Annotated in this window: 18 protein-coding genes; 13 read left to right on the top strand and 5 right to left on the bottom strand. The window is 61.3% G+C overall.

The window, feature by feature from the left end; genetic code table 11:
* Positions 1 to 13: 13 nt before the first annotated feature.
* The 6 genes from J3364_RS18155 to J3364_RS18130 all read left to right on the top strand — a co-directional run bounded on the left by J3364_RS18155 (position 14) and on the right by J3364_RS18130 (position 5,287).
* Positions 14 to 1,390: an aminoacyl-tRNA deacylase and HDOD domain-containing protein gene (locus J3364_RS18155; RefSeq protein WP_349559686.1), complete on the top strand. Its 1,377-nt coding sequence runs from the start codon at positions 14 to 16 to the stop codon at positions 1,388 to 1,390.
* Positions 1,391 to 1,834: 444 nt separating this feature from the next.
* Positions 1,835 to 2,488, top strand: coding sequence for an adenylate kinase (adk, locus tag J3364_RS18150; RefSeq protein ID WP_349559618.1), 654 nt, complete (start codon positions 1,835 to 1,837; stop codon positions 2,486 to 2,488).
* A gap of 38 nt (positions 2,489 to 2,526) precedes the next feature.
* Positions 2,527 to 3,222, top strand: coding sequence for a tRNA (adenosine(37)-N6)-threonylcarbamoyltransferase complex dimerization subunit type 1 TsaB (gene tsaB, locus J3364_RS18145; protein WP_349559617.1), 696 nt, complete (start codon positions 2,527 to 2,529; stop codon positions 3,220 to 3,222).
* Between the two features lie 105 nt (positions 3,223 to 3,327).
* Positions 3,328 to 4,125, top strand: coding sequence for an undecaprenyl-diphosphate phosphatase (locus tag J3364_RS18140; RefSeq protein ID WP_349559616.1), 798 nt, complete (start codon positions 3,328 to 3,330; stop codon positions 4,123 to 4,125).
* A 40-nt stretch (positions 4,126 to 4,165) separates the two neighbouring features.
* Positions 4,166 to 4,486: a UDP pyrophosphate phosphatase gene (locus J3364_RS18135; RefSeq protein ID WP_123635807.1), complete on the top strand. Its 321-nt coding sequence runs from the start codon at positions 4,166 to 4,168 to the stop codon at positions 4,484 to 4,486.
* Positions 4,487 to 4,495: 9 nt separating this feature from the next.
* Entirely contained in the window at positions 4,496 to 5,287 is a 792-nt protein-coding gene (locus tag J3364_RS18130) for a class I SAM-dependent methyltransferase (protein ID WP_349559615.1), read from the top strand.
* A 16-nt stretch (positions 5,288 to 5,303) separates the two neighbouring features.
* Here J3364_RS18130 and plsB read toward each other — a convergent pair whose 3' ends face one another.
* Positions 5,304 to 7,769, bottom strand: a complete 2,466-nt coding sequence (gene plsB / locus J3364_RS18125; protein WP_203142534.1) for a glycerol-3-phosphate 1-O-acyltransferase PlsB — start codon at positions 7,767 to 7,769, stop codon at positions 5,304 to 5,306.
* A 154-nt stretch (positions 7,770 to 7,923) separates the two neighbouring features.
* Between plsB and nudC the strand changes: the two genes are divergently transcribed.
* Positions 7,924 to 8,724: an NAD(+) diphosphatase gene (nudC, locus tag J3364_RS18120; protein WP_349559614.1), complete on the top strand. Its 801-nt coding sequence runs from the start codon at positions 7,924 to 7,926 to the stop codon at positions 8,722 to 8,724.
* Positions 8,721 to 9,545, top strand: coding sequence for a glutamate racemase (gene murI / locus J3364_RS18115; RefSeq protein WP_349559613.1), 825 nt, complete (start codon positions 8,721 to 8,723; stop codon positions 9,543 to 9,545). Before nudC ends, murI begins: the two co-directional genes overlap by 4 nt.
* Before the next feature lie 9 nt (positions 9,546 to 9,554).
* Here murI and J3364_RS18110 read toward each other — a convergent pair whose 3' ends face one another.
* Positions 9,555 to 10,565 (bottom strand): DUF2156 domain-containing protein, encoded by a 1,011-nt coding sequence (locus J3364_RS18110; protein WP_349559612.1) that lies wholly within the window; start codon positions 10,563 to 10,565, stop codon positions 9,555 to 9,557.
* A gap of 82 nt (positions 10,566 to 10,647) precedes the next feature.
* Positions 10,648 to 11,301 carry a class I SAM-dependent methyltransferase gene (locus J3364_RS18105; RefSeq protein ID WP_349559611.1) on the bottom strand — a complete coding sequence of 218 codons (654 nt, stop codon included), beginning with the start codon at positions 11,299 to 11,301 and terminating at the stop codon, positions 10,648 to 10,650.
* A 398-nt stretch (positions 11,302 to 11,699) separates the two neighbouring features.
* On the opposite strand from J3364_RS18105, the gene J3364_RS18100 reads away from it, so the two are divergent.
* Positions 11,700 to 12,524: a substrate-binding periplasmic protein gene (locus tag J3364_RS18100; RefSeq protein WP_349559610.1), complete on the top strand. Its 825-nt coding sequence runs from the start codon at positions 11,700 to 11,702 to the stop codon at positions 12,522 to 12,524.
* Here the strand turns inward: J3364_RS18100 and J3364_RS18095 are convergent.
* Complete coding sequence (locus J3364_RS18095) at positions 12,486 to 14,654, bottom strand: putative bifunctional diguanylate cyclase/phosphodiesterase (protein WP_349559609.1); 2,169 nt, start codon at positions 14,652 to 14,654, stop codon at positions 12,486 to 12,488. The two genes, J3364_RS18100 and J3364_RS18095, sit on opposite strands and share 39 nt — an antisense overlap.
* Before the next feature lie 42 nt (positions 14,655 to 14,696).
* Positions 14,697 to 16,733, bottom strand: coding sequence for an HDOD domain-containing protein (locus J3364_RS18090; RefSeq protein ID WP_349559608.1), 2,037 nt, complete (start codon positions 16,731 to 16,733; stop codon positions 14,697 to 14,699).
* 265 nt (positions 16,734 to 16,998) lie between these two features.
* Here J3364_RS18090 and J3364_RS18085 point away from each other — a divergent pair, with 265 nt between their 5' ends.
* The 4 genes from J3364_RS18085 (at position 16,999) to J3364_RS18070 (ending at position 23,427) form a co-directional block, all read left to right on the top strand.
* Entirely contained in the window at positions 16,999 to 18,303 is a 1,305-nt protein-coding gene (locus J3364_RS18085) for a MinD/ParA family ATP-binding protein (RefSeq protein ID WP_349559607.1), read from the top strand.
* Positions 18,304 to 18,657: 354 nt separating this feature from the next.
* Positions 18,658 to 20,184 (top strand): fatty acyl-CoA reductase, encoded by a 1,527-nt coding sequence (locus J3364_RS18080; RefSeq protein WP_349559606.1) that lies wholly within the window; start codon positions 18,658 to 18,660, stop codon positions 20,182 to 20,184.
* Positions 20,185 to 20,602: 418 nt separating this feature from the next.
* Positions 20,603 to 22,555: an acetate--CoA ligase gene (gene acs, locus J3364_RS18075; protein WP_349559605.1), complete on the top strand. Its 1,953-nt coding sequence runs from the start codon at positions 20,603 to 20,605 to the stop codon at positions 22,553 to 22,555.
* A 206-nt stretch (positions 22,556 to 22,761) separates the two neighbouring features.
* Positions 22,762 to 23,427, top strand: a complete 666-nt coding sequence (locus tag J3364_RS18070; protein ID WP_349559604.1) for a LuxR C-terminal-related transcriptional regulator — start codon at positions 22,762 to 22,764, stop codon at positions 23,425 to 23,427.
* Positions 23,428 to 23,642: the final 215 nt, after the last annotated feature.

Raw genomic sequence — 23,642 nt, 5'->3', positions numbered from 1 at the left:
AGGGGTAGTGGGCGTGCCGGCATCAGCCAAGCTGGAAATGTTCCTCAATCGCAAGGGTATCGATTACGAGACGGTCAACCATGACGAAATGCCGAGTTTCGATGTGGCCGTCTCCAACGCGGGCCTTCCGCAGCAGGACGTGTTGCGGGCCACACTGCTGATTGATCTCAATGGCGTGGTCATGGCGGTTCACAGCTACCGGACCGCGATCGACGTCGACGCCGTGTCACAAGTGACCGGCCGGCGCCTGCAACTGCTCACCGCCCGTCAGGCTGACCGGCTTTTCGCGGACTGTGAGCCCGGATTCCACCCACCGGTGGGTGCTGCCTATGACGTGCCGGTGGTTGTGGATGCGCCGGTGCTTGAGATGACGCATGCCTATCTGACGTCCGGCTCCAATAATAGCCTCCTGCGACTGGACGGCCGGGCGCTGCGTCTGGTTCTGGCCGGGGCTCGCAAAGCCCGCATCAGTATCGTTGACGAGGCCCACGACCTGGGCGAGGGGCGCAATTCGGACATTACGCTGGACGAGGTCGCACGGCGTCTGCAGAAGCTCTATCGCCTGCCACCGATGCCGGCCCTGGCTCTGAAGATCCTGCGCCTGACCGCCAATCCCGAGGCCACGGCAAAGGAACTGTCGGATCTGATCGAGTACGATCCCAGCCTCTCGGCCCAGATCATGCGCTACGCTCGTTCCGCGCTGTTCAACTACCCGGGCCAGATCAATTCCGTACAGGAAGCGGTCACCCGCGTACTGGGCTTTGACAGGGTGGCGCACGTGGCCATGGGGATTGCCTCGGTGCGAGCCTTCGACGTGCCGCGTGACGGGATGCTGGGCACGGACGCCTTCTGGCGCCATTCCCTCTACTGCGCTCACCTGTGCCAGCAGATGGCCGCCTTCAAGGGCGTCGATAAGGGGCTGGCCTATTTGTGCGGTCTGCTGCACAACTTCGGGCTGCTGCTGGTGGGGCATCTGTTTCCGGCGGAATTCGACCAGCTCAATCGCCTGCGCGAGGCCAACCCGGAACAGAGCATGCGCACCCTGGAAATGCAGGTGTTCGGCGGCGACCAGGAATTCCTCACCGTGGGCCACGGGGCCATTGGCGGCATCCTGCACCGTCTCTGGCAACTGCCGGACGCGGTGGTCAAGACCGCCGGCATGCACCAGCACCTGGAGTATGAAGGGGATCACGCGGACCATGTTCACATGGTCCAGCTCGCCAACGGCCTGCTCAAGGGGAAAGAGATCGGCGACGAGTTCAATCCCGACGATACCGTCGCGCTGGCCGATTCCCTGGGTTTCACCGACGCCGATGTGGCGATGTTCCTGTCCGCGACTGACGATGTGGCCCAGGAGCTGGATGAGCTCGCCCGCTCGCTGGCGGCTTAGGGCAGGCTGAAGACCGCTCAGGCGCCCATCAGACGTTCCCTGGTTTATCTGGGTAATGTTCGTACCTTAGTACCCTTTCTATAGCCGGCCCGAGTTCGTATAATGCCCGATCCTTTTACTGCGCGGGTGGACGAGCTGACGCTTGCGGCTGGCGATTCATGCCCGGTTTGCTCTCGGTTCGCGCACAATGGTTCCCGTGGTGGCAGCAGATGGCCAGGGGCTCGGGTTGAGGCTGCGGCGGCCTGCAAGAGCGGGACACCGTCGTCACGACCCATCTCAGATTCCGGATCGGTTCGCCATGAGCGGCCGGCGATAAAGAATAAAAGTGCCCGTCTGTCAGACACCCAAATGGGGGCAGGCGCGGTGTGCGATGTTTGATCGGTTGCAGGTTCATCCTCCCGATTCCGCACGACGATTTCATCGATAAACGGGAGCAATTCCACTATGAGAATCATTCTGTTGGGCGCGCCAGGCGCAGGTAAGGGTACCCAGGCCCAGTTCATTACCGAGAAGTTTGGTATCCCCCAGATTTCCACCGGCGACATGCTGCGGGCTGCCGTGAAGGCGGAATCCCCGCTGGGCCTGGAAGTGAAGGAAATCATGGCCACGGGCGGTCTGGTGCCGGACGAGACCATCATCGCGCTCATCAAGGACCGGATCCAGGAAGAAGACTGCAAAAACGGCTTCCTGCTGGACGGCTTCCCGCGCACGATCCCCCAGGCTGAAGCGCTGAAGCAGGAAGGTGTGGTCATCGACTACGTGGTGGAAATTGCCGTCGACGACGAGGAAATCGTCAGCCGACTGTCTGGCCGTCGCGTGCACGAAGCCAGCGGCCGCATCTATCACGTCAAATACGATCCGCCCAAGGTTGAGGGCAAGGACGACGAGACGGGCGAACCGCTGATCCAGCGCAACGACGATTCCGAGGAAACCGTGCGCAATCGCCTGCGGATCTACCACGATCAAACCGCGCCCCTGATCGGCTACTACCAGGACTGGGCCAGGCAGGACGCGGACGCAGCACCGACCTACGTCCGGGTGGACGGCATTGGCACCATGCCGGAAATCCGCGATCAGATCCTCAACAAACTGCAGTAAGGCGGCCGACCCGATCGGCTGTTAAAACCGGCGTTCGCATGAAACTACTGGCACTGGATACCACCGCCGAGGGCTGTTCCGCAGCCCTCTGGACAGACGGCACGCTGTTCGAGCGTGCCATCCGGTCGCCACGGGGCCATACCCAGCACCTGTTGCCGATGATCCGGGAGCTGGTGGATGAAAGTGGTGTGGCCCTTGCGGCGCTGGACGCCCTGGCTTTTGGCCGCGGTCCGGGTTCCTTTACCGGGCTGCGCATCGCCACTGGTGTGGTGCAGGGCCTCGCCTTTGGGCTCGACCTGCCGGTCGTCCCCGTTTCCTCCCTTGCCGCTGTGGCCTCCCGGGCCCTGCGAACCGGCGTTGCCGGTGAGGGCGATGGCATCGCCGTCGCTTTCGATGCGCGCATGAGCGAGGTCTACTGGAACTGTTATTGCATCCTTGAAGGTCGGGTACAATCCACCGCTCAGGAGCGGGTCTGCCCACCGGATCAAGTGGCGTTATCCGGTGACGTCAGCCGTTGGCTGGGTGCCGGTTCCGGCTGGAATCTCGTGGATCAGATGCCCGAACCTGTCAGAGCCGCAATGTTGGCGACCCATCCGGACTGGTATCCTCTGGCCGCGGACATCGCCACCCTGGCGGTGGCTGACTGGCCCGACGGCCCGACCGTACCTGCCGAGCAGGCGGCTCCGGTCTACGTTCGGGACGAAATAACCTGGAAGAAACTGCCGGGACGATAGCGCGCCCTCTCTACGACGGGCTAACCCGGATGCCGCTGGGCGGTATCCGTAGGTGTTTGCGCGTCTGAAGCCGGTGCTGTCCATCTCAAGCAGGAAGCCGTTTTCATGGAACTCTGGCATACGTTTGCCCTGGCCATCATCCAAGGCCTGACCGAATTTCTCCCCATCAGCAGTTCTGCCCATTTGATCCTTCCCTCGCAAGTGCTCGGCTGGAGCGACCAGGGGCTGGGTTTCGATGTGGCTGTCCACGTAGGGACGCTCCTGGCCGTGGTCTGGTATTTTCGCCAGGACGTCATGCGGCTGACCGGCGCCTGGTTCAGTGATACCGCCCACCGTCGCCTGACCGAAGACAGTCGGCTGGCCTGGGCGATTATTGTTGCGACGATCCCCGCCGGTCTGGCCGGGATTGCACTTGAGCACGTCATTGAGACCCAGTTGCGTTCTGCGCTGGTGATTGCCATTGCGACCATCGGGTTCGGCGTGGTGCTCTGGTGGGCAGATGTCGCCGGGAAACGCGAGAAAGGATTGCCCAGCCTGGGCTGGCGGGATGCGGTGCTGATCGGTCTGGCCCAGGCGCTGGCGCTGATTCCGGGAACGTCGCGTTCGGGCATCACGATGACGGCGGCGTTGTTCCTGGGATACCAGCGTGATGCCGCTGCACGCTTCTCCTTTTTGCTGTCGATTCCCCTGATCATTGCCGCCGGCCTGCTCAAGTCCATCGAACTGGCGCAGACCGGGACCGAGTCCCAGTGGGCGGATGTCCTGATCGGGGCGGGCGTGTCGTTTGTCAGCGCCTTGCTGTGTATCCATCTGTTCCTGCGCTTCCTCGAGAAACTCGGTTTCCTGCCCTATGTGATTTACCGTTTGTTACTGGGCGCCGTGTTGCTTTTGGTGGTATTGTGACCGAATCTGACTCGATGAGATTCTCAGGTAATATCAGTCCATGATTGGCGGGATCAATTCCAACGTCTACACGCCTTTACCGTCCGATCGCGCTGCCCAGCGGGAATCGGAGGTTCAGGCGCGTGACAACAACCGGAACAGTGTCGTCTCGGAGCAGTCGCCCCGACGCGATACGGTGGATCCGGAGCGGCTGGAACGACGAGTCCAGGCCCGGCAGGCATCCGAGGACGCCAAGCTGGAGCAGTTTCGTGCCGACGACATTCCCGCGCGTAATGCCCGCGCACTCGACGTTTTCAACGGCGTGGCCAGCCAGCGTGATGACGGCGATGTCGAGCTGGCGGGCATTGATATTCACGTTTAAGCCATTGCGATGACTTCTTCTTCCCTGGCTGTCGCCTGCGGCGACAGCGCTTTCCTTGAACGTGCCCAACAACTGGCGCACGAGCTTTCATTACCCTGTCTTGAGTGTATCGACCCACGCCGTGTAAGTGACGTACCGGTCCTGCTTTGGCTGGACGAAGCCGGATTGGCGCTGCAGATGACGGGCCGCAAGGTGCCTGGCCCGGTGCGTGCCGAATTTGTTTCCGGCAAGGCCGGCTACCGCCGTGAACACGGGGGGGGCGCCGGGCAGCTGGTGGCCAAGGCGGTTGGCCTGAAGCGAGCCAGTGAACCGTTGCATGTTCTGGACGCCACCGCCGGGCTCGGCCAGGATGCCTATGTACTGGCGGGGCTGGGTTGCGAGCTGACCCTGCTGGAGCGCTCACCGGTCATTCATGCGCTGCTGGCGGATGGGCTGGCGCGCGGGGCGGGCGATGAGCACGCGGCGCCGCTGGTGGCGCGGATGCGCCTGGAAGCGGGCAACAGTATTGACTGGATACAATCCCGGCCGGGCCCGCTGGCGGATGTCATCTATCTGGACCCCATGTTCCCGCACCGCGACAAGTCGGCCCTGGTCAAAAAGGAGATGGCACTGTTCCGGCCCATCGTCGGGGACGACGACGATGCACCGTCCTTGTTGGCTGCGGCGCTGGACAAGGCGCGTTACCGGGTGGTGGTCAAGCGGCCGCGCAAGGCGCCGACGATTGAGGGGCCGCCTCCGACCACGCAACTGGAAGGCAAGAGCAGCCGCTACGACATCTACGCCCTGAAAGCGTTGCCATAGCGGCTGCGGCCGTGCGTCAGGCGCCCAGCATCGTGACTTGCTGGATCGCCTGGCGCTTCTCCAGGTTCAGCACCAGCCGGGCGTCTTCCGCCACTTCATCCAGCCCTTCGGTATAGCAAAGCAGGTCGTTCTCGTCGGTGGTGAGAATCTCGTTGGTCTGCAGGTTATTGATGAAGTTGCGGAACAGCATCTTGTCAAAGAACTCCGGTGCGTTCACGCCAAACAGGATCGACATGCGCTGGGCCATCAGGGTGCTCTGTTCCTCCAGCTCACTGGCCGAGATCCGGCCGGAGCCGTACTTACGCAGGATCGCGATGGAGATGTGGTAGCGCTCCAGCGTCTGGATGATGAAGCGGGACAGGGCACGCAACCGCAGTGCTGCCTCGGTCCCATCCGCCGGCCGGCAGACGCGATCGCCGTCCAGGGTCAGCAGCTGGCGTTCGACCAGCACATCGATCCAGTGTTCGATGACCGGATCGACCGCCTCGTCTGAATACTGCAGGAACAGCTCGGACTTGATGTAGGGGTAGACCGAGCTGGCCAGGAACACCACGCGCTCGCGCTTGAGCGTCGAGAAGTTCTCGAACAGGCTGGCGATGAGGGCCGGCAGCGCGAAGAGGTGCTGGATGTTGTTGCGGTAATAGGTCATCAGGATGGCGTTGTTGCCTTCCAGGGCGATGATGTCGCCCAGGTCCTGGTTGTAGCGGGTGATGAGGCCCATGTTTTCGCCGTAGGCAATCCAGTCCGTGCCGGTGCCTTCCGGGTAGGTCACGTGTGGCGAGTAGGGTGCCGAACGGATCAGGTCGCAGAATTCGTCCATCAGCCGAACCAGCAGCCGCTCGTCCATGGCCAGGCGCTGCGCCGAAAGCAGCACCGTCGCCAGCATGCCGATCGGGTTCACGGCCACGGCGGCGTTGATGTGTTCGGCCACACGATCCGACAGGACATCCACGGCCTGGTTCAGCCAGCGGGGGCGGTAGTCGGCGTCGTAGGCTTCTTCCTGCCACGCCGGATGCACGTCATCCAGCACCTGGCTGAGACGGATCGGATCGCCGAAGTTCACCGCGACCTTGCCGAAAGAGTTGGTCAGTTTGCGGGCGGTCTTGGCCAGCGAGAAGATGCTTTCTTTCTGCTTCTTCTTGCCACGCAGTTCGCCCAGGTAACTGCGACCCTCCATGACCTTTTCATAGCCGATGTAGACCGGCACGAAGACGATCGGTTTGCGATGGTCCCGCAGGTAGCTGCGCACCGTCATCGACAGCATGCCGGCGCGTGGTTGCAGCATTCGACCGGTCCGGCTGCGGCCACCTTCCACGAAATATTCCACGGAGTACCCGCGGGAAAACATGACGTGCATGTACTCGTTGAACACGGTGGCGTAGAGCGGGTTATCCTTGAAGCTGCGGCGCATGAAAAAGGCGCCGCCGCGCCGCAGGATGGGACCCACGATGGGCATGTTCAGGTTGATCCCGGCCGCAATGTGCGGGGGCATCAGGCCGTTGCGGTAAAGCACGTAGGACAGCAGCAGGTAGTCGATGTGAGAGCGGTGGCAGGGCACGTAGACCACGGCGTAATCCTTGGCCACGTCCTGGGCCACTTCGATGTTGTTGACCGCCACCCCGTTGTAGATGCGGTTCCACAACCAGGACAGCACCACCTCCAGGAAGCGGATGGTCACGATGGACATGCTGGCGGCGATTTCGTCGGCGTACTTCAGGGCTTTGGCGCGGACTTTTTCCGGCGGCAGGTCCTTGTCCCGGGCGGTTTCACGGATGGCTTCTTTCACGGCCGGTGTCTTGACCAGTTCAGCCACCAGGGTTCGCCGGTGGGACAGGTCGGGTCCCAGCACGGCCTGACGGACCCGGCGGAAATGGGTGCGCAGGATGCGTGCGAGCTTGCGGGTGGCCCGCTCTTCATTATCGCGGAACTCGTTGACCACCTGCTGGATGGAAATCGGGCGGTTGAACTGGACGTAGGTGTTGCGGCCGTGGACCAGGATGATCAGGAATTTCTGCAGGCGACCAGCAACGGACCAGGTGTCCGACAGCAGCAGTTTGAACAGGGATTTTTCCTTGTCGGGCGAGCGCCCCCAGAACAGGGTGACCGGCACGATCTGGATGTCCAGTGAGGGATCGTGCAGCGCCATGGCGGTGATCTGCTTGATGCGCGGCGTCAACGCCGGCGAGTGCCGGCGCCGGAACAGTCCGCCAGCACGCTGGTACAGAAAGAAGAACGAGCGACGCGGGCCTTTTTCGGCAGGGAACGGGGCCTGTGAAGAGGGCAGTTCGGCCCGCAGGATCTCCTGCTCCAGGACCAGCCGGCTCGACAGGGAGCTGTACTGCAGCACGTAACAGACCGGCTTATCCGGATCCAGACCCAGCTGTTCCCGGCTGGCACCCATGACGTTGGTGCGTACCCATAAAAACAGGATCTTTCGAAAAAGCGTAAAGAACAGGTCGCTAAGACCCGGGAAAAGTCGCATGCAGACTCCAGTACAACCGTTAAGTGGGCTAAGTTTACTTGCTCGTTCCTGCAGCGCAAAGCGCCGACCTCAAACGGCGGCAAAATGTCCCGGCATGACCGACTCTGTGGTACCTTTGCGGGATTGTTTTGCTTGCAGCGAGAGAGAGTGGCGTATGGCAGTCTGGACTCCCGGCTGGTCGGAAAAGCCGCCCGAATCGGGCGATGGGTTGGTTCTGGCCCGAGGGCAAACTGTGGTTCGCGCCGAGGATGGCTGGCTTCATGACGCGGCCTCGCCAGACGCGCGCCTGGCGGGTGAAAGGCCGGTGTTCCTCGGCCACCTGGATGGTCGGCGAGTGTTTGTGGCGCTGGCCGAGAAGACCGAAGACGACCGCACCGTGGGCCTGCGTGACGCGCTGTTCAGCGTCGACGAGGCTCAGGCCTCGTTGCTCAGCACGGCCAGCCAGGTCTTGCAGTGGCAGCGGGATCACCGGTTTTGCGGCCGCTGTGGCAACCCGACCCGTATGCACGACCGGGAGCGGGCCAAGTGGTGTGATTACTGCGGCATTCCGTTCTATCCCCGCCTCGCCCCTTGCGTGATCGTGCTGATTCGCGACGGCGACCGCCTGTTCCTGGCCCGCTCAAGCCGTCACACCCATGGTTTCTACAGTCTTATCGCTGGCTTCATCGAGCCCGGTGAGAGTGCCGAGGAAGCGGTGCAGCGGGAAGTGATGGAGGAAACGGGCCTAAAGGTGACCAACATCCGCTACCAGGCTTCCCAGCCCTGGCCGTTTCCGCATCAATTGATGCTGGGCTACTTTGCCGATTACAACGGCGGCGACCTTCGGTTGCAGGCCGATGAACTGGCCATCGCCGACTGGTTCGCTCCGGATCAGCTGCCACCGGTTCCCCCGGGCTATACCATCGCCGGTCGACTGATCGAACGAGCCCTCGCGGAGGGGCGTCGCCCGTCGTGAATGCGCCCCACGTGCTTGTGTTCGACTCGGGTGTTGGGGGTCTGAGTATTGCTGCCTGCCTCCGCGCCCACCTGCCCGCTGTGCGCCTGTCCTATCTGGCCGATACGGCCGGGTTTCCTTATGGCGACCAGCCGGAAGCCACGGTTATTCACCGTTGCGTCGAACTGGTCGAGCGGCTGATGACCGATGTGCCCGTTAACCTGGTGGTCGTGGCCTGCAACACGGCCAGTACCGTGGTGCTGCCGGCCCTTAGGGAGCGCTTGGGGATTCCGGTTGTCGGCGTTGTACCCGCCATCAAGCCGGCGGCCGCGCTGACGCAGAATGGGCGTCTTGGCGTGCTGGCGACACCGGCGACGGTGCGCCGCCCCTATACCGATGACCTGATCCTGCGCTTTGCCGCGCACTGTGAGGTCACCCGGGTGGGGCATTCCGGATTGGTACGCTGGGCAGAAGACAAGGTGGCGGGAGAACCGGTGCCTCTGGAGGCGCTGCGAGAGGCGGTCAAACCGCTGGGCGAGGCCGGTGTGGATACCGTGGTGCTGGGCTGCACGCACTACCCGCTGATCCGCGAAGAGTTGGCGCAGGTGCTGCCGGGCGTGCGCCATTGGGTGGATTCGGGTGAGGCCATCGCACGGCGCGTGGCGTTCCTGCTGGAGGAAGCCGGCCTGGATGCGGACGGCGTTCTTGATGAGGGCGAGTTGGGTCTGGCTGCCCGGTTTTCCGGGGCCGCGCCGGCGGCGCTCGATGCCTTCCTGCCCCGGCTGGGGCTGCAGCCCGGCCTGGTCTGGGACCAGTGGCCGGGCCTTTCAGAAACGTCCTGACAGCTCGGGTTACACCACCCGGGTCAGTTTGAGCATTGCCATGAATTCCAGTGTGGGCAGGACACGCTGATGGCAGCAGTAGGTCTTGAACGATTCCCCGCGGAAACGCGACTTGGTGAACTCCAGTCCCTTGAAGTTGTAGAGGAAGTTCCCTTTAGCGTAGAGGCCGTGAAGGATCTTCTTCAGCAGTTTGGCTTCCTGGGGCTCGGCGGTCTTGTCCAGCGACAGCGGAATCAGGCCGAGATCCAGATAGGGAACACCCTCGCTCTGGAACACCTCCATGGCATGGGCCATCAGGGTGTAGAACAGCCCCTGGCGGAATTCGGCGTTCGCCCGGGAAATATTCGGCACGTAGCTGATGATCCGGTTGTTCTGGTAGATCGGGTCGAAGTAGATGAACCCCACCGCCTTGCCGTCCTCGTAGGCGTAGAAATGGCGCTCGTTTTCCCGGTAGTCCATTTCCATCGGCCGGATCAGGAACCGGATCTCGTTGCTTTTCACCTTGCGGGTACGAATCCAGGCCTCGGAAATCTCACGCGTGTGATCATCGCTGAAACGCTCCATGACCGTCACGCCGTTGCGTTGGGCCTGGTTCACGGCGGTCCGGATGATCTGCTTCTTCTTGCCCGACAGCGACCATTTCTGCAGATCAATGCGGGACTCGCTGCCAAACTGGGTGCCGTAGAGGCCATAGCGCCGGTGCAGGATGTCGACCACGGGTTTGGACACCTGGATGTAGCTGGCGTTGGGGTGTCGGGCGTGGAACTGCTCGATGATCAGCTCGAAGTGCTCCGGTGCCGCCACCGGATCCGACAGCACGAACGTCATGCCCCATTTGCGCATGTAGGCGATGTAGCCGACGCCCGGCAGGTCAAAGTAATCCATGTTGGGTTGCAGCGTGGAGAACGACTGGGAATGGGCGCCATGCTGCTTGAGGTAATCCACGCGCTGGGAGAAGGTCAGGCGGCCTTCTTCCTGCAGCCCGGCCAACCGGTCCAGGGAAAGGATCTGGTCAGTCATGTTGAATGTCTCCCGAAAAACCACTGTTCTCACCGGCCCGATTGTTGTGTTGTTGGGGGCCGGCGTGTCCGTGTTGTTGTTATCAGGCCTGCTTCTCGCCCAGGATCGACCAGTAGCAGTTCATGTTCAGCAGCTTGAAGTGCTTCTTGTCGGTGATCTTCAGACCCAGCCGCTGCATGTGTTCCGGATAGTTGTAGATCTTGTGGAACGCGTTGTTGGCCAGCAGCCAGAAGGTAAAGACCGCGCCATACCAGTAGAGCTTCTTGAACAGTCGGGCGAGGGGATTGCCGGTGGGGTAGCTGAAGTCACCGACCACGACGCGACCATCGTCCCGGGCGAGGCTGATCAGGTGTTCGAGGACCGTCACCATCATGTCCTCGTCGAACACATTGAGGAAGAAGTTGGCGACAACCATGTCGTACTGCCCGGTCTCGTCAATCTTCATGATGTCGCTGTGTATGGTGTTGATGTTCAGTCCCGGTGCTTCTTTCTGCTGGGCTTCGGCAAACTTGCGCAGCATGGTGGCCGACAGATCGACCACCGTGACCTCGGCGCCCAATTCGGCGGCGCGAATTGCATCCCGGCCGTGGCCAACGCCGGCGAAAAGCACGCGAGTGCCTGGCTGGATGGTCTCAATGTCCAGCATGGCGGTCTTGCAACGGTGGATGCTCTTGCCGCTGTAAAGGTTACTGAGGAAATCGTAGACGGGACCGATGTATTTATACTTGTCGCGCATTGTCGTCACTGCCTGTCCAAGTCAGAGGGAAACCGTCGTCCCGGCCAATCAGGTGGCTCTTGTTGTTCACATGTCGGGGCGAGCGGTGAATCTGTTTTGTTGTTGCTGTGGAAAGGTTAGAAAACTCCTCGATCGAGTTTTGTGCAGCACCCCTCATTTCACGATACAAAAGTTAACGTGAAGCTACGCTTTGCAAACCCAATCAAGAATTTCTATTGGAATGTCGGACAATCCTTTTTGAGAGCCGCATGACGCCTGACAGGAAATGTCGGGGTTCAGTAGCGAATCGCCGGAATCGGTGCAAGACTGACAGGAATAAGGTCGGTGCGGATGCGCAGGAAGGGCAGCCCCTCACCGGCCGGTCGTCACTTCAGTCCGTAAGGGTCAAGGTGATAGGTATGTCCGATTGCCGGGCACGTCGGCGGGCAGGGCTCGCTGGTTGGGTTGCTTCAGGCTTGCTGCTCGCGGCGCAGATTCAGGCACAAACCCTCGTCAACTACCTCGTTGTCGAGGACAAGACCCGCCCATTCCAGATTGTCGAGAACGGCGAGAGTGACGGTGGCATCGTCTCGGACATTGTCGACGCGATCTTTGCCGGCTCGGACTATACCGTCAATCCCATGGTCTATCCGGTAAACCGTCTGCGCCGGGTCGTAGCGGATGATGAGGTGCAGAACTGGATTGCTTACGACGCGGTACCCTGGAAGACGTTTGGTAATCGGGGGCTGTTTGTGGAGGAACCGATCCTCCGTACCCATCACGTGATGTTGACCTGCCGCCAGAATATTCCCGACCACATTCTAGATGTGAGCGATCTGCAGGATCTGAGCGTCGTCACACTGCGCAATTTCGAGTACCCGTCGCTGGATACGGCCGCCTCCCAGGGACACCTCCGGCAAATTCCGATCGATCGTTACGAAGCCGGAATCAAGCTGGTGAGCCTGGGGCGGGCTGACGGTTTCGTGGAGATGGAAGCCCGGCTCCGATACCACATCCGTTCGATGCCAGAGGCGGGCTCCGCCTGCCTGCGCTGGCTGGATTTCAGTGCGGTGATTCCGGACTTTCCGCTGTATCTGGTGATCGATATCAACTGGCCGCCGGGATTCCGGGAATTCGTCCGGAAGAGGATTGTCGAGCTGCGCCAGTCCGGCGAATTGACGCAGATCCGGGCTCGCTACCTGAGATCAGACCACCGCCTGGATTGGCGCACGGGAGCTGAGTAACGTATTGATTTCGCTGGCCGGTCGTGCAGGACCGTAGAAGAAGCCCTGTACCTGCTGACAACCCAAATTGCGCAAATAGGCGAGTTGAATGTCGGTCTCCACGCCCTCCGCGACGATGTCCAGACGCAGGCCGTGGGCCATGGCGACGATGGCGTTGACGATGCAGGCGCCGTCCTCACCGCTGCGGATGCCCCGTACGAACGACTGGTCCACCTTGAGGGTGTGGATCGGCAGCCGGTGCAGGTAATTCAGTGAGGAATAGCCGGTACCGAAATCGTCGATGGCGATGCGGATGCCATGCTCGGCCAATTCCTGGAGTTTGCGGCTGATCTGCTCCAGATCGTTCATGATCACGTTTTCTGTGATCTCAATTTCCAGATTTTCCGGGGGGAAGTTGATCGCCTTGAGCTGGGCGATCAGATTCTGCACGAAGCGGGGGTGGTCCACCTGCAAGGGCGAGAGGTTCACGGCCAGTCGCAGGTTGTGATGGCCATCGTCGATCCACTGCTTCATCTGCCGGCCGGCGGTATCCAGGACGCACTCGCTGAGCTCGGTGATCAGTTTGGTTTCCTCGGCCAGGGGCAGGAAATCCCTGGGATAGAGTAGCCCGCGTTCTGGGTGCTGCCAGCGAACCAGCGCCTCCAGGCCGACCACCTCGCCGGTATCCGAGGCCACCTGGGGCTGGTAATGGACGCAGAGCTCCCTGTTCACCAGGGCCTGGCGCAAGTCCCGCTCCAGGCTCAGGCGGTTGGCGGTATCGATGCTCATGGTTTCGCTGTAGAAGCGGTAACCGTCCTTGCCGCCGGCTTTGACGTGGTACATGGCGATGTCGGCGCACTGGATCAGCTGATCCATGGTTTGGCCAGCATCCGGGAAAATGGCGATGCCCACGCTGACCCCGACAAACACCTCATGCTCCCCGAGCTGGAACGGTTCCTTCAGCACGCTGATCAGTTTGCGTGCGATTTTGCGGGCGTCGTTGTGGGTGGAGATGGCGGGCAGCAGCAGCGTGAACTCATCGCCGCCAAAGCGGGAGAGGGTGTCGCCCTTGCGCAGGCAACTTTCCAGGCGTTGGGTGACCGCCTGCAGCAGACGATCGCCCATGGCGTGGCCTAGCGTGTCGTTGACCACTTTGAAGCGGTCCAGGTCCAGGAACATCACCGCCAGCTTCTGACGACTGCGCTGGGCCTGGGTGATGGCCAGCATCAGTCTGTCCTTGAACAGGGCCCGGTTGGGCAGGCGGGTCAGCAGGTCGTGGTAGGCCTGGAAGTTGATGAAGGCTTCGGCTTCCTTGCGCTCGGTAATGTCACGGGCCGATCCATAGATGCATGGATCACTGGTGTGAGAACGTCGGATCTCGTGGGGCAGGAACTGACCGCTGTCGTCGCCGATCGGGAAGGCGGTGATCTCGAAATAGCGGTTGGCCTTGCGGCTGCCGCGGGTTTTCAGACGAATCTCGAAGGTGCGGGGGTTTTCCGCGCTGATGGCCGGATCCTGCAGGGCATAGGTGCCGCGGGCCACGTCCTGCTCGTCGATCAGGTGCCGGAAATGGCGTCCGATCAGTTCCGCCGGTCGGTAACCCAGCAGGGCCTCGATCTTGCGATTGACGAAGCAGACCCGCCCTTCGCGGTCCAGCATGAAGACGATATCGGGGGACGTGTTGACGATATACCGGTGCAGTTCCTCGGACTTTTCCAGGCGCATCTGTACGTTGCGGTGGGCCCAGGCCAGGGCCTGCTTTTGCAGCACATTGCCGACGGTGGCCAACAGCTCTTCGGGATCGAACGGTTTCTTGATGTAATCTTCGGCGCCGCGGCGCAGGGCCCGACTGACGGCGGTGAAGGACGACTCGCCGCTGACCACGATCACCGGCGTCTCGATTTTCCGGTCCTGAATGAACTGCATGACCTGGTGGCCGTCTACCTCCGGCATGCGCAGGTCCAGCATCACCAGTTGGAAAGTCTCCCGGGTGAGCAACTCACAGGCGGCGCGTCCGCCCAGCGCCGGCACGGCAATGAACCCCTGTTCCTCGAGCAGGTTCACCAGACTACGCAATAATCTGGGCTCGTCATCCACAACAAGGATGCGCGCCTCCATGGTACTGATTTCTTGCAGTCGGTCCGACATCATGGCCTAAGCCCGTCCTGTTGGGGCAACCGGAAGCGGTTCGTGTTAATGCCCTGGTTCTTCATTGGCTTCCCGGTCGTATTTTCCAGAGTCTGCTGCTGCAGGCAACAAGAGACGGAAGCTGGTGCCCTGGTCACTTGTTTTACAGCTGATGATACCTTCCATGTCATCCATGAGTTGTTTGACGATACTCAGTCCCAGGCCACTGTGGGCCGGGCCCTTGGTAGAGCGCACCGGTTTGAACAGGTGGCTCCTGACGGATGCGGGAATTCCATCGCCCGAGTCCTCGATCAGCAGTTCCACCCACTGACGGCCGTCCTGCCAGACCGGTGCCGCCGTGTGCAGGCGCAGCTCGCCGCCCTCTTCCATCGCCTCGACGGCGTTGCGTACCAGGTTCATGATCAGCTGTCGCACCGGCCCGCGCGTCGCCCGGATAGCGGTGCTGGTGGCCGTCAGCGTCGGCTTGCAGTCGATGTGCGCGGGCGCAAACAGGGCGTCCTCGAAGAGTTCGCAGAGCAGGGTCAGCTCGGTATTCAGCTCCAGTGTCGGACCATTGTCATCGACGCCTGGCGGGTCGGTTTCGCTGATGCGCTCCAGCAGAGCAACCGCCCGGTCCATTTCCTCCCGCACGATTTGGAGGTCCGGTTGCACGCGCTCGCCCCCGTCCAGGGAAGCCAGTTTACCCTGCAACTGGTAAATGTATTGGCGCACGATGGTGAGCGGATTGCTGATTTCGTGCACGCGCTTGCGCAGTTCGATGCGGTGGGCCAGCTGTTCCAGCGTCTCATCGCCGCGGGCCGGACTCTCCAGCTCCAGCGTGTCAGCCAGCCCGGCCACGCGGCGGGCGAAGAGGTCAAGCAGGACTTCGCTGTCTTCGGCGTCGCTGGTGGCGTCCAGGCCAATGACATAAACGCCGTGGCAGCGGCCATTGCCGTGCACGGCGACGCACATCATGGATGGGCAGTCGAGCAGGTCAAGCAACTGCTGGTCCAGGACGGTTCGATGATCTTCTGCCAGCACTTCCGTTTCATAGAGTGTTGCTACCCGGGCAACCAGGCTGCGCGGGTTGTCCAGCGGGACTTCGATGTGCGGCGGTCGGCTGCGGGTGGCGGCCAGCAGACGCAGTACGCCTTCATGCTCCTGGAAAGCGAGGCCTGGCCGGCCGGTCAGCGTGACCAGGTTGCGCAGGGCCGTGGCCAACAGTTCGGTATCGGTGGACTGGGCGGGCAGCGTCTGCAGGGCCTGATCCACCAGTGCTGAACGGACCACCTGGTTGAACAGGCGGCGATGGGCGGATTCGCCATCAAACGGGCCATCCAGCGGTATCTCCAGGGTCTGGGCCACTGAGGACACCTCCCGCTCGATGCGGGCACAGATTTCCCGGGTGAGGGCGCTGGTGAGGCCGAAAATGGTTTGGGCAGCCTCGATCCCGCTGGAATCGGACAGGGCCAGGCGCGTGGAGAGATTGATCAGTTTCACCAGGTGGCTGGCGTCGCGGATCTCCCGGGCCGGCACCTGCTGATAGCGAATGGCGTCGGTGGCCATCTGGCCCAGCCCCCAGTGCTCGGCCAGGCGGGCGCCCATCTCGATCTGGTTGTCGAGCAGGGCCTGATGGTTGTCGCCGGCGGGCTGACGCAGGGCGATCAACTCGCCGACGTTGTGCAGCACGCCCACCATGAACGCTTCTTCGTTATCCGGATAGCCGGTCAGTCGGCCAAGGGCCCGGGCGGTGAGGGCGGTGGTCAGGGAGTGACGCCAGAAATCCCTCAGCTGCTGCCAGCGGTCGGTGCCCAGGTCGAACAGCAGTTGGCGCAGGGAGGCGGTGATGATCAGCGCCTGGATTTGGTTGGTACCCAGGCGCAGCAAGGCCTGCTCAATGGAATTGATTTCACCCGGCCGACCGTACAGGGCCGAATTGGCGAGCGCCAGCACCCGGGCACACAGGGCTGTGTCGGCACTGATGATGCGTCCGATTTCGCGATAATCCGCCTCGCCACGACAGGCTTCCAATGCACGCAGGACCACCTGCGGCAGGCTGGGCAGCTCACCGTCGGCCGGTAATTCGATATGAGCCCGGGTCATAAGTTATGACGCTTTATACATTATATCGTTATTGACGATGGAGCTTAGCTGTTTCATATGGAATATCAACGAGAAATTGTACACATTTTGACCCAATTCAAGGCATGTTGCTTGTAAAATCGCGTAAATCCTGAGCTTTTTTCATGACTATGTGCAGTTAAAGCCTGTCCCATCCGTGCGGCAGGCCTGTACAATCCAGACATCAACTTCCCGGACCGGCTGCACTCAGGGCCGGCTCACCGTTGGCAAAGTGGATTGTCGATCCATGGCTGGACACACGGAATCCCCTACAGCGTCCCCGCGTATCCTCGCCGTTACCGGCGGTAAAGGTGGCGTGGGTAAAACGTCCGTCGCGCTGAACCTCGCCCTGGTCCTCGCGCGTCAGGGTAACCGTGTGCTGTTGCTGGACGGTGACACGGACCTCGCCAACGTCACCATTATGCTGGGGCAATATCCGGGCCGGACACTGGAACATGTCCTCTCCGGTGAGTGCACGTTGGAGGAGGCTATCTTCGAGGCGCCGTTCGGGCTGCATATACTGCCCGGGGCGTCGGGCGTGGAGCGCTGTATGGGGATCGCGCCGTCTGATCGTCTGTCGATCTTCCGCGGTCTGGCGTCGCTCGAGAAGCGCTACGACTACATCCTGATCGATACGGCTGCGGGGCTGCAGGCCAACGTCATGCACATGATCGCCAGTGCTTCGCTGGCTTGCGTGGTGGTGACGCCCGATCCCACATCGCTCACCGACGCCTTTTCTTTGCTAAAGGTGCTCAAACGACGCGGTTACCGGCGCACGCCCAGTATCCTCATTAATATGGCGCGGGGCGCCAGCCAGGCCCAGTCGATCTTCCAGCGGTTCTACGCTGCATCCCAGCGCCACCTGGACATCTCCCCGCATTATCTGGGGGCCATCTGGCGGGATGAGACGCTGCGACACGCGGTGGCGACCCAGCGCCCGGTGGCGACCCTGGCGGAATCCGACCCGTCCTGCCGTCAGTTCCGGGTGTTGGCGGACATGGTCAAGGTGCGTTTCGAGCAAGTTGAGCCGCGCCGGGCCGGTTTTGCGGCCTACTGGAACCGGTTGGCCGAGCGTCGTAACCCGGCGCCGGTAAAAGTGACACCTTCGCCCACACCGGCCCAGCCTGCGGATGTGCCGACCCGCTGGCGTGAGTGGACCCGGGAACTGGATGAGTTGCTCAACGCCTCGGACACATCGCCGATCCAGCGCTATGAAGCCCTGACCAGTTGCTTTGCCCAGTTCGGGCGCACGATGAACGAAGACACCATCGAAATCATCCAGACCGGCCTGGCATCGATGGCGTGGGAGCGCCTTCCGGACTCCCAGCGTGCGCACTTTGCCGCTCACCTGCGCCACCTGGCGGGAGAGATCGATCCCCAGCCGACCGCTCCGGCCGTCGACGCCTCGCGGGCCCGCCAGGAACCCCGCTACGATGAGGTGCGCTTCGGCAGTCAGGATGCGCTGTTGCGCGCGCTGAAAGACCAGCCGAGCGACGTGTCCCTCGACGCCTGGCTGGACTCGATTGCCTCGTCAGACCGACGAAAGAAGTAGTTCACCTTTCCTTATTACCAATCGGTTTCAGCAGTCGCGCAAGATTGCCGACCTTTCACTGACGCTAATTCACATTTCTAGTAACGTGTTCCAACCTGATGCAGTTTCTTGCTTCAGGTCACCAATTTGTCACGGCGTGCACCGTAAAATGGCCTTAAAGGCCAATAGCGTTGACTGAATGGATGCGGGTGTCCCGGCGTATGTGTATGTTGCCTGAAAATCCTTTCCCCCGATTCAGCAACTTAGGAAGTATGGCGGTTATGTGTGCATCGATTTCAGGGTTTTGGCCTGGTTGATGCATTCCTCAAGTTATTCATCAGACACTGGCTTGTGATATCGAGAAGGAGTTTCGTCATGCCGTACACCGTTGAAAACAGCGGTTCGAATGTTCTGAAGGCACTGAAAGGGAAGCATGTGCTGATTACCGGAACAACCGGTTTCCTGGGGAAGGTGGTCCTGGAGAAATTGATCCGTGCCGTACCGGATATTGGGGGCATTCACCTCCTGATCCGTGGCAACCGCCGACACCCGGATGCGGAGGATCGTTTCGTCAACGAGATTGCCTGTTCCTCTGTTTTTGAGCGTCTGAAAATGGACGATCAGGATGCCTTCGAACTGTTCCTGGAGCAGAAGGTGCATTGTGTCACCGGTGAGGTGACCGAACCCCACTTCGGGCTGTCGGAAAGCCGTTTCCAGGAGCTGGCCGGCCGCCTGGACGCGGTCATCAATTCCGCAGCCAGCGTCAACTTTCGGGAGGAGCTGGACAAGGCCCTCCAGATCAACGCCCTGTGCCTGAACAATATCATCGATCTGTCCCGTGCCGGCGGCGAGTTGCCCGTGGTTCAGGTATCGACCTGCTACGTCAATGGCATGAATCCGGGTTTGGCCCGCGAGGCGACGGTCAGCCCGGCGCATGGCGGCATCAGCCGGGACAGCGAGGGCGCCTACGAGGTTGACGAACTGATTCACCTGCTGCAGGACAAGATCGCCGACGTGAAGGCCCGGTATTCCGGCCAGGTGCTGGAAAAGAAACTGGTGGAACTGGGCATCCGCGAAGCCAACCATTATGGCTGGAGCGATACCTACACTTTCACCAAGTGGATGGGGGAGCAGATCCTCGCCCGTGGTTTGAAAGCGTCCTCACTGACCGTCCTGCGCCCCTCCATTATTGAGAGCGCCCTGGAAGAGCCGGCTCCAGGCTGGATTGAAGGGGTGAAGGTGGCCGATGCGATCATCCTTGCCTACGCCCGTGAGAAAGTGGCCCTCTTCCCGGGGAAACGCAGCGGCATCATCGATGTCATTCCCGCAGATTTGGTGGGCAACAGCATTATCCTGTCGCTGGCAGAGAGCCTGAGTGCCCCGACAGCGCACCGGATCTACCAGTGCTGCAGTGGTTCGGGCAATCCCATCAACCTGGGCGAGTTCATCGACCACCTGATGGCGGAGGCCAAAGAAAACTACGCCACCTACGACAAGCTGTTCTATCGTCAGCCGCGGAAACCCTTCATTGCCGTCAATCGTCGTCTGTTCGACACCATGATGAGTGGTGCACGCCTGCCGCTGAAGGTGTTCAACCAGGCGTTGAAGCTGGCCGGCAGCGAGCGTGAGCTCAAGGCCCTGCGCAACATCGACACGACGCTGTCGCTGGCCACCATTTTCGGTTTCTACACGGCACCGGATTACGTGTTCGACAACGCGCAGCTGCTGGAACTGGCCGATCGAATGGGGGAGCTGGACCGTAATCTGTTCCCGGTGGATGCACGTCGCATCGACTGGCCGACCTACCTGCGCAAGATCCACCTGGCGGGGCTGAACAAGTACGCGCTGAGCGAGCGCAAACTCTACCGGCTCAAGACCCGCAAGCAGCGCAAGGCCGCCTGAGCCTTCCGCCGTGTCTTCTTTCAACCCCGGCCTCGCGCCGGGGTTTTTTGTTGCCTGCCGGTTGCCTGGCAAACGGGGCCTTTTGCGGTCCGGGTTTTGTCGTCCCGCGTCCTCAGGAACTATGCTTTGTTGGCGTGTCCAAATCCGTATCAGGTGGCTCAGGTAACCCTTTGGGCCGCCTACAAAGTTTTGTCTTAATAGTACGTTAGTCTAATTCAACCGGTGAGAGGCACCGTGTTGAACTAACGGAAAATGGAGAGGGTCTGCGCAACGCTGCCCGATAGGCCGCCTACACGGCCTGCCGATCTCAGGACCGGGGCAACCAAACCCAGCGCCCGGTCAGTGCCTCGCGCAGGCGCCTTGATGGTTCCGACGATTCCAATAACGATAAATCCGATCCATAAGTAAGGGGAGCACGATGACAGAACAACACAAATCTGTGTATCCAGTGAGCGATGCCTTCAAGAAGCGCACCCTCATTGATCGAGCCAAATACGACGAGATGTACGAACAGTCGGTCAAGGACCCGGAGGCTTTCTGGGGCGAGCACGGCAAGCGAATCGACTGGATCAAGCCCTACACCAAGGTGAAGAACACCACCTACGATTACGACAACCTGTCCATTAAATGGTTTGAAGACGGCGAGCTCAACGCCAGCGCCAACTGCCTGGATCGTCACCTGGAAAAGCGGGGCGACAAGACGGCCATTATCTTTGAAGGCGACGAGCCCTCGGTGTCCCGTCACGTCACCTACCGCGAGTTGCACGCCGAGACCTGCAAGTTTGCCAACGTCCTGAAGACGCTGGGCGTGAGCAAAGGCGACGTGGTCACCATCTACATGCCGATGATCGTGGAAACCGCCGTGGCCATGCTGGCCTGTGCGCGGATTGGCGCCATCCACTCGGTGGTCTTTGGCGGCTTCTCGCCGGAAGCGCTGGGGGCCCGTATCCAGAATGGCCAGTCACGTTTCGTGATTACGGCGGATGAAGGCGTACGCGGCGGTCGGACCATCCCGCTCAAGAAGAACGTCGACAAGGCGCTGCAGAGCGACAAGGTGCCGGATGTCGAGCGCGTGGTCGTGGTGACCCGCACCGGCGCCGACGTGCCCTGGGATGAATCCCGGGACGCCCGCTACGAAGACCTGATGAAGAGCGCCTCCGCGGATTGCCCGCCGGAGCCGATGAACGCGGAAGATCCGCTGTTCATGCTGTACACCTCCGGTTCCACCGGTGCGCCCAAGGGTGTCCTGCACACCACCGGTGGCTACATGGTGTATGCGTCGATCACCCACGAGTACGTTTTCGACTACCACGAGGGCGACGTCTACTGGTGTACCGCTGACTTTGGCTGGATCACTGGCCACAGCTACATTCTCTATGGCCCGCTGGCCAACGGTGCGATTACCGTGCTGTTCGAAGGGGTGCCGAACTACCCGGATGCGTCGCGCCTGGGGCAGGTGGTCGACAAGCACAAAGTCAACGTGCTCTATACCGCGCCGACGGCCATCCGCGCCTTGATGGCCCAGGGCGACGATTGCATGGCCAATACCACCCGCGAGAGTCTGACGCTGCTCGGGTCGGTGGGTGAGCCGATCAATCCGGAGGCCTGGGAGTGGTACTACCGGGTCATCGGCAACTCCAGGTGCCCGATCGTGGATACCTGGTGGCAGACCGAGACCGGCGGCATCCTGATTTCGCCACTGCCGGGCGCGATCGACCTGAAGCCGGGCTCGGCCACGCTGCCGTTCTTCGGCGTCCAGCCGGCGGTTGTCGACAACGACGGCAACATCCTGGAAGGCGCGACTGAGGGCAACCTGGTGATGCTCGACAGCTGGCCGGGGCAGATGCGCACCATCTACGGTGATCACGAACGCTTCAAGCAGACCTACTTCAGCACCTACAAAGGCCGCTATTTCACGGGGGACGGTGTGCGCCGCGACGAAGACGGCTACTACTGGATCACCGGTCGTGTGGATGACGTGCTCAACGTCTCCGGTCACCGTCTGGGTACGGCGGAAGTGGAAAGCGCGCTGGTGTCCCACGACAAGGTGGCAGAAGCCGCGGTGGTCGGTTATCCGCACGAGATCAAGGGGCAGGGCATCTATGTCTACGTCACCCTGGTCCAGGGGCAGGAGCCTTCTGACGAGCTGCGCAAGGAGCTGGTCCAGTGGGTGCGGAAGGAGATCGGCCCCATCGCATCACCGGACGTGATCCAGTGGGCGCCGGGTCTGCCGAAGACTCGCTCCGGCAAGATCATGCGCCGCATCCTGCGCAAGATCGCCGCCAACGAGCACGATCAGCTGGGCGATACCTCCACCCTGGCCGACCCGGGTGTGGTGGACGAGCTGATCGAACATCGCGAGTTCAAGTAAGCGGACTTGCCCGGTCGCCATCTGACAGTCGTCGGCGACCGTGATTTGTTTCGGGCCAGCAGGCGTTACCAGCGTCTGCTGGCTTTTGTCTATCCGGGGAATTGGTCAGAGTGTTCCCTGCGCGTGCTATCATTCACTCAACGCACGGGAGCGGCATCCATCATGTCCGTTTCCGCCAAGAAGTCATGAAGGAGGCCAAACGCCCGATGGTTCAGCAGATAATTATTGCCGATGATCACCCGCTCTTCCGGGCGGCTCTGCGCCAGGCCGTATCCGAGGCCGTGCCGGATGCCCAGATGGTGGAGGTCGACAGTATCAAGACGTTGCAGGCCGCGGTCGAGGAACATCCCGACGCTGACCTGGTGCTGCTGGACCTGAATATGCCGGGCGCCCACGGCTTTTCCGGTCTTGTGTTCATGCGCGGTCAGTATCCCGGGTTGCCGGTGGTGGTCGTCTCCGGTTCTGAAGAACTGCAGGTGATGCGTCGCTCCATCGATTACGGCGCCTCCGGCTTTATCCCCAAATCCGCACCGCTGCCGGAAATCACCGGCGCGATTCGCGATGTGCTGGATGGCGAAGTGTGGTTGCCGGCCGGCGTCGCTGAAAAGCTGGAGCGCATGCAGGCGGATGTCACCGACTTCTCCGAAAAGCTGGCGTCCCTCACGCCGCAGCAATTCCGGGTGCTGGGGATGTTGGCCGAAGGCTTGCTGAACAAGCAGATCGCTTACGATCTGGATGTGTCCGAGGCGACGGTCAAGGCCCACATTACGGCGGTGTTCCGCAAGCTGGGTGTGCGCAACCGGACCCAGGCGGTTATTGCCATCCAGCAGATGGAAATCGATCCTTCCGATACCTCGCTGTCCGGCAGCTGATCAGCCGCCTGATTTCGCAAAAGCCGCTCCTCGCCGAGCGGCTTTTTTGTGGGCGCTGATTCGTCTTGAAGCGTCAGTCAACTCGAGCATGTAGCTGATGGGATGGTCCCCTCCCACTCTTCGGCATCGATGTGCCATGGTTGATCGTGCGAACAATTCAACGAGAGCCATAAGGAGGGGGCCAATGACAGTGTCAGTAATTGGGCTCGATATTG

This window comes from Marinobacter sp. NFXS9 (assembly GCF_040148665.1).
Taxonomy (GTDB): Bacteria; Pseudomonadota; Gammaproteobacteria; order Pseudomonadales; family Oleiphilaceae; genus Marinobacter_A; species Marinobacter_A mangrovi.
This window is presented reverse-complemented; position numbering and strand designations above follow the sequence as displayed.

What these genes read in the sequence shown, in the direction of transcription:
- plsB (WP_203142534.1), bottom strand. Translation starts at nt 7,769, where the DNA reads ATGCGACTTTTCCCGGGTCTTAGCGACCTGTTCTTTACGCTTTTTCGA.
- J3364_RS18110 (WP_349559612.1), bottom strand. Translation starts at nt 10,565, where the DNA reads ATGACTGACCAGATCCTTTCCCTGGACCGGTTGGCCGGGCTGCAGGAA.
- adk (WP_349559618.1), top strand. Translation starts at nt 1,835, where the DNA reads ATGAGAATCATTCTGTTGGGCGCGCCAGGCGCAGGTAAGGGTACCCAG.
- J3364_RS18085 (WP_349559607.1), top strand. Translation starts at nt 16,999, where the DNA reads ATGGCTGGACACACGGAATCCCCTACAGCGTCCCCGCGTATCCTCGCC.
- J3364_RS18100 (WP_349559610.1), top strand. Translation starts at nt 11,700, where the DNA reads ATGTCCGATTGCCGGGCACGTCGGCGGGCAGGGCTCGCTGGTTGGGTT.
- J3364_RS18080 (WP_349559606.1), top strand. Translation starts at nt 18,658, where the DNA reads ATGCCGTACACCGTTGAAAACAGCGGTTCGAATGTTCTGAAGGCACTG.
- tsaB (WP_349559617.1), top strand. Translation starts at nt 2,527, where the DNA reads ATGAAACTACTGGCACTGGATACCACCGCCGAGGGCTGTTCCGCAGCC.
- J3364_RS18130 (WP_349559615.1), top strand. Translation starts at nt 4,496, where the DNA reads ATGACTTCTTCTTCCCTGGCTGTCGCCTGCGGCGACAGCGCTTTCCTT.
- J3364_RS18105 (WP_349559611.1), bottom strand. Translation starts at nt 11,301, where the DNA reads ATGCGCGACAAGTATAAATACATCGGTCCCGTCTACGATTTCCTCAGT.
- J3364_RS18140 (WP_349559616.1), top strand. Translation starts at nt 3,328, where the DNA reads ATGGAACTCTGGCATACGTTTGCCCTGGCCATCATCCAAGGCCTGACC.
- nudC (WP_349559614.1), top strand. Translation starts at nt 7,924, where the DNA reads ATGGCAGTCTGGACTCCCGGCTGGTCGGAAAAGCCGCCCGAATCGGGC.
- acs (WP_349559605.1), top strand. Translation starts at nt 20,603, where the DNA reads ATGACAGAACAACACAAATCTGTGTATCCAGTGAGCGATGCCTTCAAG.
- J3364_RS18095 (WP_349559609.1), bottom strand. Translation starts at nt 14,654, where the DNA reads ATGATGTCGGACCGACTGCAAGAAATCAGTACCATGGAGGCGCGCATC.
- J3364_RS18070 (WP_349559604.1), top strand. Translation starts at nt 22,762, where the DNA reads ATGGTTCAGCAGATAATTATTGCCGATGATCACCCGCTCTTCCGGGCG.
- J3364_RS18135 (WP_123635807.1), top strand. Translation starts at nt 4,166, where the DNA reads ATGATTGGCGGGATCAATTCCAACGTCTACACGCCTTTACCGTCCGAT.
- J3364_RS18090 (WP_349559608.1), bottom strand. Translation starts at nt 16,733, where the DNA reads ATGACCCGGGCTCATATCGAATTACCGGCCGACGGTGAGCTGCCCAGC.